Source organism: Pseudomonas sp. GM41(2012), from assembly GCF_000282315.2.
In the GTDB taxonomy this organism is placed as follows: domain Bacteria; phylum Pseudomonadota; class Gammaproteobacteria; order Pseudomonadales; family Pseudomonadaceae; genus Aquipseudomonas.
Map to the genome: position 1 here is coordinate 166,712 of NZ_AKJN02000011.1, position 12,219 is coordinate 178,930.

General features: G+C 58.2%; 8 protein-coding genes. 1 reads left to right on the forward strand and 7 read right to left on the reverse strand.

From position 1 onward, the window contains the following. Positions 1-4: 4 nt before the first annotated feature. On the forward strand, positions 5-2,752 hold the full coding sequence (locus PMI27_RS02120; protein ID WP_008153492.1) for an RHS repeat-associated core domain-containing protein: 2,748 nt from the start codon (positions 5-7) through the stop codon (positions 2,750-2,752). 78 nt (positions 2,753-2,830) lie between these two features. Here PMI27_RS02120 and PMI27_RS02115 read toward each other — a convergent pair whose 3' ends face one another. The 7 genes from PMI27_RS02115 to algG form a co-directional block, all read right to left on the reverse strand. Continuing rightward, entirely contained in the window at positions 2,831-4,282 is a 1,452-nt protein-coding gene (locus tag PMI27_RS02115) for a mannose-1-phosphate guanylyltransferase/mannose-6-phosphate isomerase (protein ID WP_008153491.1), read from the reverse strand. 106 nt (positions 4,283-4,388) lie between these two features. Next, positions 4,389-5,042 (reverse strand): alginate O-acetyltransferase AlgF, encoded by a 654-nt coding sequence (locus PMI27_RS02110; RefSeq protein ID WP_008153490.1) that lies wholly within the window; start codon positions 5,040-5,042, stop codon positions 4,389-4,391. A gap of 14 nt (positions 5,043-5,056) precedes the next feature. After that, positions 5,057-6,232, reverse strand: a complete 1,176-nt coding sequence (locus PMI27_RS02105; RefSeq protein ID WP_008153489.1) for an alginate O-acetyltransferase — start codon at positions 6,230-6,232, stop codon at positions 5,057-5,059. An 11-nt stretch (positions 6,233-6,243) separates the two neighbouring features. After that, positions 6,244-7,809, reverse strand: a complete 1,566-nt coding sequence (locus PMI27_RS02100) for an MBOAT family O-acyltransferase (protein ID WP_008153487.1) — start codon at positions 7,807-7,809, stop codon at positions 6,244-6,246. A 212-nt stretch (positions 7,810-8,021) separates the two neighbouring features. Further along, entirely contained in the window at positions 8,022-9,146 is a 1,125-nt protein-coding gene (locus PMI27_RS02095; RefSeq protein ID WP_008153486.1) for a mannuronate-specific alginate lyase, read from the reverse strand. A gap of 7 nt (positions 9,147-9,153) precedes the next feature. Continuing rightward, complete coding sequence (locus PMI27_RS02090) at positions 9,154-10,602, reverse strand: alginate O-acetyltransferase (RefSeq protein WP_008153485.1); 1,449 nt, start codon at positions 10,600-10,602, stop codon at positions 9,154-9,156. Positions 10,603-10,612: 10 nt separating this feature from the next. After that, positions 10,613-12,202: a mannuronan 5-epimerase AlgG gene (gene algG / locus PMI27_RS02085; RefSeq protein WP_008153484.1), complete on the reverse strand. Its 1,590-nt coding sequence runs from the start codon at positions 12,200-12,202 to the stop codon at positions 10,613-10,615. Between the last annotated feature and the right edge of the window lie 17 nt (positions 12,203-12,219).

A 12,219-nucleotide genomic window follows, 5' to 3' on the forward strand; every position in this document is an offset into this window, starting at 1 on the left:
CGGCATGCAAGCCTTGACGATGGGAATGCACCACAAAACACCCGGATTGTCCGTTGTCGACCCGCGTGGTCTGCCGATCCGTTCGGTTGATTATTGGCGTGAGGTCGAAGGTGACCCCACTCAGGCACGCATCAGCCGCACCTTTTATGATGCCGCAGGACGTGCCGTTGAACAGTGGGATCCACGGCTTTGGGCGCTGCAAGAAGAAGAGCTGTTGAGGCGCGCCAACCTCACGACGGTGTTTTCGCTGTCGGGTAACGCGCTGTTCATTGACAGCGTCGATGCCGGTTGGCAGCTCAGCCTGCCAGGTCTGGGCAATGAGTTGTTGCTGGGGTGGGACAGTCGAGATACGCGCCGTGAGATTGAGTACGACGACCTGCTTCGTCCGTTGGTGGTGTTCGAGCAAGGCGCGACCGAGCCGCGAAGGGCGGTTGAACGCATGGCCTATGGCGGTCCCGATGATGGCGTCCGGAATCAATGCGGACAGTTGATCCGTCATGACGACCCCGCAGGGACGGTGCTGTTCGAGGCGTTTTCAATTACCGGCCAATGCGTGAAGCAAGTCCGTCACTTCACCCTGGACCCTGTTGCATCTGACTGGCCGGCGTTGGAAGCCGATCGCCAGCGACTGCTTGAGCCGGGTGAGGGCGCCGCTTCGACGTGGAGCTTCGGCCCGCTGAATGATGTGCTGGAACAGGTCGATGCCAAGGACAACCGCCAGGTCTTCAGCCTGACCCTTGACGGTCGCTTGCGTGAGACGCGTCTGCAACTTCACGGACTGAGCACCTGGCAATTGCTGGTCAGCGATATCCAGTACAACGCCGAGGGGCAGGTGACGCACGAAACCGCCGGCAACCATGTACAAACAACTCTCCTTTACCGCGCTGAAGACGGTCTTTTGATGGAGCGCCGGGCACAGGACGCGAGTGCCCGGTGGTTGCAGCACTTGATCTACGACTATGACCGGACGGGCAATGTCCTCAGCATTGAGGACAAGGCACTGCCGGTGCGTTACTTCAACAACCAGCGTATCGATCCGGTTAGTCGCTTTATCTACGACAGCCTTTACCAATTGATCGATGCGTTTGGCTGGGAGGCGGGCAGCGCCAATCAGGGACCGGAATCCGTGGGACGGGCTGACTCGGCGGCGGTCAGCAACTATCACCAGACCTACAGTTACGACGAAAGCGGCAACCTGCTGAAGCTGACGCATGTCGGGGCGCAGAGTCCGGGGCGTGAACTGAAGGCGGCGCGATACAGCAACCGCTGCCTGCCCTGGCGCAACGGCGTACCGCCCACCGAAGAAGCAATCGCCGCTGCGTTCGATGCCAAGGGCAATTTGCTGGAGCTGGATCAGGGACGGTTTTTGACGTGGGACCTGCGTAACCAGTTGGAATCGGTCAGTCCGGTGGAGCGCGCTTCCGGGCGCAATGACCGGGAGTCCTATGTCTATGATGGCGGTGGCCAGCGCGTGCGCAAAATCCGCTCACTGAACACCAATGCCCGAACCGTGGTGGCCGAAGTACGTTATTTACCGGGGGTGGAAATTCGCACCGACAGCGGCACCGGAAAGGTGCTGGAGGTCATCACCGCGCAGGCCGGGCTCAACAGTGTTCGGGTGCTGCATTGGGAAACCGATCCGCCGCCCGGCGTGACCAACGATCAGTACCGTTACAACCTGGTTGATCTTCTGAACTCCTGCACCCTGGAGCTCACCGATGATGCGCGAGTCATCAGTCAGGAAACTTATTACCCCTTTGGTGCAACCGCCTGGTCTGCCAGCCCGAACGACACCGATGGGGATTACAAAACCGTTCGCTATTCGGGTAAAGAGCGGGATGCGACGGGGCTCTATTACTATGGGTTTCGGTACTACATACCGTGGTTGCAGCGCTGGCTGAATCCCGATCCTGCGGTGGATATTGATGGATTGAATCTGTTCTCGATGGTGCTGAACAACCCAATGACGTTTATTGATTCATTCGGCCTGCAAGGTGATGAAGTCGGGAGCTACGAAATCAACCTCGGCACGCTTCAGCGGATGGGATTGAAGGCCAAGGCAATGGTCGCAAAAGTCGCGGTATTTGACGATAAAACCAAGGCGTTTAAAACCAGCTCCAAATTCAAAGCGGTGGAAGCGGGCGTGGACACCAAGTACGCCTTTGGCAAAGATGAGTTGAAACGCAGCTTGCTGGATTACAAAAGTGTGTACAGGCAAGCCTTAGGGATGTTTCCGGCCAGATCGGAAGAGGCCCAGAAGAATCTTGAATTAGGAGAAACACTCTCATCTTGGATGGCGGAGTTGGTGGAGGAGAGGTTTCAGAATCCCTGGATTGACGAGCCGGATCCAGGAAGTGCCGAGCCAAAAATAATATACGAGGACAGGTTCTTTGCGATTCTGAAAAAAGAGGACAAGCTGAAAGCTGCCGGAACCAGGCAAATTTACGCAATCGCCGCGATTTCCACCACTACGATTAAGGGGGGGGCCAGTAATGATAATTATGTTGAGGCGGAAGTGGATATTTTGGTGGCCAACCCCGCCTCCCAGCTGAAGCCAGACGAACTGAAAGAGGCCGTGAACGCCGAGCTGATATCGAAAAACATCTCTAATGTACGAGGCGTGGGCAACTTTCTGACACTCAAGTCTTTGAACAGGATAAACAAGACCAGTAAGTTGGTACAAATCACTACTACAGCGATCAACCCACGATCAGCGGCCATTGCCTCGAGATCTGGCGCCAAATTGACGTGATAAAAAAGCCCCCACCCAACCCGCTGCGGATAGGGAAACGCAGCGGGTCGGGCGGGGGCTTCTTGTGTTACAGATCAATCACTGCGCGATGGTTTTCACCGACACGCCGCGTTCGATCGGGTTGGAGCGACCGTAGATATCTTCAAACCGCTCGATATCGTCTTCGCCCAGGTAGCTGCCCGATTGCACTTCGATGATTTCCAGCGAGATCTTGCCCGGATTGCGCAAGCGGTGGACCGAGGCGATCGGGATGTAGGTCGACTGGTTTTCAGTGAGCAGGAACACGTTTTCGTCGCAGGTCACTTCAGCAGTGCCGCTGACTACGATCCAGTGTTCGGCGCGGTGGTGGTGCATTTGCAGCGACAGGCACGCGCCCGGTTTGACCGAGATGCGCTTGACCTGGAAGCGGCCGCCCATGTCCACCGAGTCGTAGGAACCCCAAGGACGATAGACTTCGCAGTGCGTCTGGGTTTCGCTGCGGCCCAGCTCGTTGAGGGTGTTGACCATCTGTTTCACGCCTTGGACCTTGTCCTTGTGGGCGATCATCATGGCGTCCTTGGTTTCGACGACCACGATGTTTTCCAGGCCGATCACCGACACCAGTTTGCCGTTGCCGTGGATCATGCAGTTTTTGCTGTCCTGGATGACCACATCGCCTTTGGTGACGTTGCCGTTGGCGTCTTTTTCATTCACTTCCCACAACGACGACCAGCAGCCGACATCGCTCCAGCCCGCGGTGAGCGGTACAACGCAGGCGCGCTGGGTTTTTTCCATCACCGAGTAATCGATGGAATTGTCCGGGCAGCAAGCGAAGGTGGCGGAGTCGATGTCGACGGTGTCGGCATCCTGCTCGCTACGTTCCAGGGTCAGCACGCAGGTGTCGTAGATGTCCGGATCGTGTTTTTTCAGCTCTTCGAGGAAACGGCTGGCACGGAACAGGAACATGCCGCTGTTCCAGAAGTAACCGCCGGATTCGACGAACTCGGTGGCGCGCTTCACGTCCGGTTTTTCGACGAAATGCGAGACGCGGCTGACACCTTCGGGCAGCAGCGAATCATTGGCCGACTTGATGTAGCCGTAGCCGGTTTCCGGTTTGGTGGCCGGTACGCCGAACAGCACCATTTCGCCGTTTTCTGCAGCGACCGTGGCCAGGGCCAGCGCGCGTTGCAGGGCTTTCTGATCTTCCAGCACGTGGTCGGCTGGCAGCACCAACATCAATTCGTCGCGACCTTCGTTGACCAGCATCAGTGCGGTCAAGGCCACGGCTGGCGCGGTGTTGCGGCCGAACGGTTCCATCAGGATGCGCTGCACGTCCAGTTTACGGGCGGCCAGTTGCTCGTTGACGATGAAACGGTGTTCCTTGTTGCAGACCACGATGGGGGTGTCCATGCCTTCGAACACCAGGCGTTCCAGGGTTTGCTGGAACAACGTTTGTTCGCCGGTCAGGGCGAGGAATTGCTTAGGGAATTGCTTACGCGAAAGCGGCCAAAGACGTGAGCCACTACCACCTGACAAGATCACCGGAATCATGTTGTTACTCCTTGAAAATCGTATGGGTCAGAGCTACTGCGTTCTGTCGTTTCACTCTTGTTCTTATTCCGTGTCCGGGTAGCCCGTGGGCTACCCGACAAAATGATTAGCGCGTCGAAACCGGGCGTTTTACCCAGACTGGCGCCAGGCTGCTGCCGCTGCCGGTCACATACAGCACGGCGGCTTCACCGCGTTCCAGGGCAACCGGTTTCACGTCGCCGACTTTCTTGTCGCCATCGTATAGCGCCAGGCTGACTTTGACGGGGTTGATTTCACGTTCGCCACGGCCCTTGGCGGCCACGGTCGGGACCACTTCGGTCTTGCCGTCAGCGGTTTTCAGAGTCAGGGCCTTGTCGCTGAGGTTCTGCATGCGAACCAGGGATTTTTGCTTGTTTTTGAACGGCGGCTCTTCGATCAGTTGCGGTGCGCCGCTGGCGTTGTTGACCAGGGTGTAATAGTGATCACCGGCCAGTTTCACCGGCAGGGACTGGCTACCGATCTTGGCGCTGTAGTCGCCGCCCGGCATGAAGCTGAAGTCAGTGCTGGACAGCGGCGCGACTTCGGCCAGGTTGGTGGTGCCGACGGTGGCGCTGACTTCAGCGTTACTGGCGTTGTAGACACGTACGAAGCTCGAACCTTTCGGTGCAGTCGGGCCGTAGAGTGCGGCGTCGCCAGCGAAGGCGGACATCGACAGAACGCTCATGCCTGCAACGAGTGCGAAGGTCTTGGCGAGACGGCGAGGAGTAGTAGTGAAAGTCATGGTGTACCTCTCTTTCAGTTTTGCGCCCGGTCGGGCGTCTCGGATTTAGTGTTTGCTGCTACGTTTTGTTGGTTTACGCCGGCTTCTTTGAGCTCTGCGACCCACTGCGGGTCGGCGTCACCGATTTCGTTGTTCACAGGCAGATAACGTTCAGGAAACTCCCAGATCAGCACCTGTGGCGGGCTGTTCTTGAAAGCATCACTTTTCAGATAGCTGAGCATCGGCAGAATCGGGCCGTGGCCGTCTTCGGCGTAATTGACCACGTCGCTGTTCAGCGCTTGTTTCAGCGCACCGACGAAGTTCCAGTTGGGGTTGGCGCTGTAGCTGGTGCCGATCAGGGCCACCGGCACTTCAGTGTTGGCGAACAGGGCGTCATCGCCGCCAGCCTGGTCTTGCGCCGCAACGGTGTTGCGCTTCTGCAACGGCTCAGTCTTGGGCATCAGGTTTTCGAACAGCGGGTCCAGCGGCAGGAACAACCGCAGGTCGCCCTTGTGAGTCACCTTCTCCGCAGGTTCAGTGACGAAGTGTTGTGGCTCGCCGCTCAGCGGGGCTTTTTCGGCGATGGTTTTGGCCAGGGTCTCGGCAGCGATTTGCGCGCCTTCCGGGGTCCAGTGAGTGTCGGTGCGCAGGAACACTTGCTGACCGTCCAGCTTGGCCTTCAGCATCGGGCCGAACAGGTCGGGAGCGAGGATCTTGTTGGCCGCCACATGAGCGTGGAAGTCCTCATAGAGGTTGGCGTGGATGCTCGAAGGCTTCACTTCACCCAGGTGTTCCGGGTACAGGCGAGTCTTGGCCGGCACGATCGCCATGACCAGTTTCACGCCTTTGGCCTTCAGTTCCTGGCGTACGCCTTCAACCAGCGCGTAGTTGCCTTGCAGGTTCAGCTCTTCGTTGACGATCGGGTTGAATTCCTCATCGCTGTACAACCACTGATCGCGGCCGAGCACGACGCCCGGACGACCTTCGTTGAACAGTTTGAAATCCAGCGCAGCCCAAAGGTTGGTACCCAGGCGCTTGATCGGGAACTCGTCGTCGTAGTGCGTCTCCACGGCTTTGGTCCAGCGGCCGTTGAGCACCGTCGTTTCAGCCGAGGTGCTGAAGCCGAGGAAGCTGCGCGTGGACCACAGGCCCAGGACTAACAGCGTCACCATGAACAGGCCGATGTAGAGGATGCGTAATGAGCGGGTCATAGTCAGATCCCTCAGAACTGGAAGTAAAGGAACGGCGAGAAGCTTTGCGCCGAGAGTTTGAAAATCGAGGCGATGAACAGCACCAGTACCAGCGTGCGCATCACGTAACGAGACCAGTCCGCCGTCCAGTAGGCCGGTTGCACAGTCGCTTCAACGCCGACGGTGTAGCCAGGCTGGTGGATGCTGCCCGGGTTGTCGCCCGGTACGGCCTTGATCATTCCAGGAGTCGCGGCAGCCGGGCCATCGGCCTCGACGTTCACAACAGGCTTGGTTTTCTCAGGCGGCAGGTTGCTGTAGAAGTCACGAATGCCGAAGAACGCCAGGGTCATGTAAGCCACCACCAGGGTCGCCACTTGCAGGCCGGTGAGGCTGGCCGCGTTGAGTTCCGACAGTGACCATTCGCCGAAGCTGAACATCGCGCCGTACATACGACCGGCGACGTGAAGGTTTTCCGAGCGGAAGATCACCCAGCCCATGACCACGAGCAGGAAAGTCAGCGCCCAGCGGATCGGGTTGATGCTGCGCGGCGAGGTGTTCAGGCCCAGCGCTTTTTCGATCGCCAGCCACATGCCGTGCCACGCACCCCAGACGATGTAGGTGATGTTCGCGCCGTGCCACAGACCACCAAGCAGCATGGTCAGGAACAGGTTGCGATAGGTCATCAGCGTACCTTTACGGTTACCGCCCAGCGTGATGTACAGGTAGTCACGCAACCAGGTGGACAGGCTGATGTGCCAGCGACGCCAGAACTCGGTGATCGACTGGCTGATGTACGGCTGTTTGAAGTTTTCCATGAAGCGGAAACCCATCATCAAGCCCAGGCCGATGGCCATGTCGCTGTAACCGGAGAAGTCGAAATACAGCTGCGCGGTGTAGGCCAGCGCGCCGAGCCAGGCATCGCCCGTGGTCGGGTTCTGCAAGGCGAAGCAATGGTCGGCCACGACCGCCAGGGTGTCGGCGATGAAGACCTTCTTGATGAAGCCCTGCATGAATCGCGTCGCACCTTCGGAGAACTTGTCGAGGGTGTGGGTACGATTGTTGAACTGGTCGGCGAGATCGCGGAAGCGCAACACCGGACCGGCGATCAGGTGCGGGAAGATCGCCACGAACGCGGCAAAGTCGATCAGGTTGCGAGTCGCCGGCGTGTCACCACGGTAGACGTCGATGATGTAGCTGATGGACTCGAAGATGTAGAACGAGATCCCGATCGGCAACAGCACGTGGGTCAGGATGAACGGCGACAGACCGACGGAGGTCATCATCGCGTTGATGCTGTCGACGCCGAAGTTGGCGTACTTGAAGTAGCCGAGAACGCACAGGTCGACGGCCACGCCCAGGAGCAACCAGCGTTGTGCCGGTTTGGTCCGAACGCCTGCGGCACCGACTTTGAGGCCGATCCAGTAGTTCCACAGCGTGACGGCTGCGAACAGCGCAAGGAAGTCCACACGCCACCAGGCATAGAACACGTAGCTGGCGATCAGCAGCAGCAGGTTGCGATAGCGAATTCCGCTTAAGTAGTACATGCCGAGAAAGATCGGCAAGAACAAAAACAGGAACACGTTGGATGAAAATACCATCCCGGTCTCTCCATGTTTAACCAACAGTCAAGGGCCGCAGCCCCCCCAAACCCCCCATCGAAAAACCGGGGGAATATCACTCAATTCAAATCTTGCACTGACCCTGTAGGAGCCGAGCTTGCTCGCGATTGCGGTCTGACATTCAACATCGATGTCGACTGACACTCAGTCATCGCGAGCAAGCTCGGCTCCTACAGGTTTTGCGTTTGGCTCTAGGAGCCTTTTTTGCCTTTTTCGTTGGCCGGGTCGTAGACCTTGGTCAGGTCACCCCCGAGACGGAAGGTCTTGAACGGCTGCATCTCGTGCTTTTTCTCGAGCACATCCGGCGAGCAGGTGTAGAGCGAGCAGAACGGTTCGAGCCAGGCGAATTTCGAGTCGACCTTCAGGTCGGTCATGTCCTGTTCCTTACCGTTCTTCTCCTCGAATTCTTCCGGGTCTTTGACACCCGCGAGCACTCGATCACCCAGGCGTTTCAATGCGCCGTTGTTTTCCTGACGCAAGTCCACACCGTTGACCTGAGCGAAACTGGCGATCATCGCCAGTGGCGGCAGGGCGTAGTTGTGGTAGGCGAGGGCGCGTTGCTGGCGCTTGAGTTCGTTGGGCAGGTAACCCTGGGCGTCGATTTGATTGGCGCCGACCTTGAATTCCTTCACCGACCAGTCGAACAGGTCGCGACGGTTGGTGGCGATGGACGTTGCCATCACCGACCAGGCGGCCCAGTACGAATGGTTGTTGGTTTGTTCCAGCGGCAAGTTGTCCCAGTCGCTGACTACCTGATCGGCCAACTTGTTGAACCAGGCTTCAATCAACTGCGATTCTTGCGGATGATTCGCCAGCGGATGGGAGTCGGAAAACTTCAGGCGAATGTACGAAGACGCCATGCTGCCCAAGGCCCATTTGCGCATCGACTTGCCGGTGTGGTTGAAGTCCTTGGACATCAACGCATCGGCCTTGGCCCAGGCGGTCAACCAGTTCAGCGTGCATTCAAGTTGTTCCGGACGACCGTCACGCATGAACTGCATCACGCGCTTGCTGGTGCCGCGTTCCAGTTTGGTGATGTCGGCGGTGCTGTCACGAAAGGCTTTTTCCGATGCCTCGTTCAGGGTCGAACGGGCCTTGTCGGAACCTTCGTATTTGCTGCGAAATTGCAGCGAGCCGGTGTACGGCGTCGGCATCGCATCACAGCCTTCGCTCTTGTCGCCGGTTTTGACTTTTTCAATCGGCGCGAAATAACCCTGGGGTGGACGCAGGGGCGCGGCGGCCTGGGTGGCTCCGGCGAACATCGCCAGAGTCAGCAGGGACGGTGCGATCAATCTTTTCAAAGTTCGGGTTTGCATAGTTGCCTCATTGCCCGGCCTGAGCGGTACGCTGCCCAGCGCCAGGGAACACGTTGCGTTTGCAGATTTTCGCTTCGACTTTCTGTCCCGCGGCACCTGCTTCAGGTCCCTGGATTTCGACGGCCAGCAGATTCTGCGAGGCCCAGTCTTCGTCCGTGCGCAACTCAAAGGCGAAACGCCCGTCAGTGTCGGAGGTTTCCGGCTTTTCGATCTTGATGTCCTCGTGGCGGCCGTTCATGTACCAGAGGGTGGCTTGCAGAGTTTTCACCGACGGATCGGCGAAGCGGATATCAACCTGGTGGCTGCTGTTTTGCAGGTTCAGGTTCTTGCTGTTGACCATCAATTCGTTCTTGCCCGGTTTCAACGTGGTGCTGCCGGTCATCTGTGCATCCTTTCCTTCGCAACCGTTGTCCAGCAGCGCCATCATCTGGCGGTAGATGGTTTCCTGGTCGAGGCGATAGAGCGGCGAGAATTCCCAGATCAGAATCTTCGGCGGCTTGGTCTGGAACTCTTCGCTGCCCAGGTACTGCAGCATCGAACCTTCCAGGCCACCGCCAGGGAACGCTACGTTGAGGATGTCGGCGCCGATGGCCTCTTCGAGGAAACCGGCGAAGTTGTAGTTCTTGCCACTGTGGCTGGTGCCGACCAGGGTGATCTCCGGATTGCCGGAATCACTGAACAGATCGCCATCAGCTGCTTCGCCTTTCGGCTCGGTGGTGAACTGATCCATGTACTGGATCGCGTAGCTGGTGCCACAGAGTTGACCAGCCATATTGTGTAACGTTCCGGTCTTGCCCATGCGACCCGACTTATGGCTCTCGAATTCGCGTTTCGGCACGTCGGCAAAGGCCGGCATTTTCTTGATTTGCTCACCGACGATTTTCGCCGTGCGCTGGGCGCCATACGGCGTCCAGTGTTGGTCGCCCTGGAAGTAGAAGTCGTGGGCCGGCAGAGTGTCAGGCAGCGACTCGTTGGTCAGCGGCGACAGGTCCGGCACGGTGTAGCCCATGGCGGCGAAACGCCCGAGCATGGCCTTGTAGTTTCTCAAGGCCTTGTCGAAATCGTACTTGGCCTTCTCTTCCGGGTTGAGCTTGTTGCGGTTCACCAGACCACGGGTCGGCTGGTAAACGATGACCAGTTCAATGCCTTTGCTCTTGAACGCATCGTGCAGTTCTTTCATGCGCTTGTAGCCGGCGGGTGTGGTGTCGAATTCGGTGCGCAAGTCTTCTTGCGTACGGAACAGCCAATCGCCCTGAGCCTGCACCAGCGTGGTGAAGTTCTGCTGGTAACGCGTGGTGTAGTTCTTCGCGTCGTGGGCTTCCGGGCACAGGTTGCAGCACGGTTCGGCGTTGAAGGTTGGTGCTTTGGCTTCATCGGCACGAGCGCCGGTGCTGGCCGCGAGAATGCCGGCGGTCAGGGCCGACAGGCTGAGTAATTTGATCAAGTGTGGGTGCATAAAATTATCCTCAGTCCCGTACTTTGGTCTGGCGTTCGACAGGGTCGATCAGCACGGCTTTCTGCTGGCGCACCAGCAGGTCGAGAATTTCATCCTGGCGTTCGCCGAGAATCCCCGAGAAGCTGATGCCGCTGGATTTGGTCGGCGCGAGCATGGACACGCGATACAACTCCACGCTCAACGGCGAGTCGATGGACAGCGGGCCGCTGCCGTTGCCGGCCAGTTCGCCGCCGACCACGATCAGGGACACCTGGGCATCGAACGGGTCGAGCTTGATGTCCCGGTCGGTGTCGCTCAGGTCCTTGATGTGCCCGTAGACGCCGGTCAGGCCGTTGGCCATGGACAGGTTTTCGTAGAGGCGGATGTTCACGCTGTTACGAATCCGGATGCCGTGGCGTCGGTTGCTGATCACCTTGTTGCCCCACAGCAGATTGTCGGCACTCTCGTAGAGGGTGATGCCGTCAGTGTGGTTCTTGTAGATCTCGTTGTAGGCGATCAGGTTGTTGACGCTGTTACGGTCGATCACCAGGCCCGACAACTTGTTGTCGTAGCTGCGGTTGTTGAAGATGAAACTGTCGTTCACTTCACGGGAAATAATGATCCCGTGCTTCTTCTTGGTACCAAACACCGTGTTGTCGGCAATGATCAGACCGTGGGAACGGTCATGCGGGTCAATGCCGTAGACGATGTTGTCTTTGTAGGTGTTGCCCTTGACCACGAAGTCGCGGGCTTCGTAGCAGTAGAAGCCGTACCACATGTCCGAGAACTCGGAACCGACGATCCAGCCGCTCGGTTCAGGGCGCTTGAGCACCTTGGCCATGTTCGGCGTGTACTGGGAAATACTCACGCCGTAGGACTTACTGTTGGCGTAGCCGAAACTGGCGATCTTACTGTTGGCGATGTAGGTCTGGGTGCCGCCCCAGGACAGCAGGAACGGACGGAATTCCTTCGGCGACTTGAAGGCCGCCGGGCCGTTTGCCTTCTCGCTCCAGCCAGTGATTTTGGTATCGCGCACGAATAGCTGGCCGTCGTTGACCAGGAACGAACCGCCCTCTTGGGACAGGCGCAGTTCCTGGGTCTGCTTGTCGATTTCCAGGATGCCTTTCTCACCGACCACGATCGGCAACTTCGCCAGGAATACACCCGGCGAGGTTTCGCTGAAGTACTGCTGGGGTACTTTCTTGGCCAGATCCTTGAGGTTCATGTAGCCGTCGTCGATGAAAATCGCCTGCGGGATACCGTGCTGACGCACGACCCATTCGGCCATCTTGTTATCGCCGCCAATGAAGTCCTTCAGGGCGTTTTCCTGCATCATCCGGCGCACGCTGATTTTGCCGGGCTTGGTGCGCACGACTTTCGCGGCGATGGCTTCGGCGGTGTAGCCGGAGGTGTCCGGCAGTTTCGGCTTGGCCAGCTCCAGCGGCGCGGTCGGGGCGCTGCTGACGGTGTAGGTCTTGGCCTGTTGCAACCCTTTTGCAATGGTCGCCGGTTGCCCTTTTTGAACGGGCGAGGCCGGCTCCACTGAGGCGAAGGCTGCCGTGCTGGCCAGCAACATCGCGCCGGCCAGCAAGGTTATCGAGCCTCTCTTCGGACTGTTCATGTCAGGAACTCCCTTAG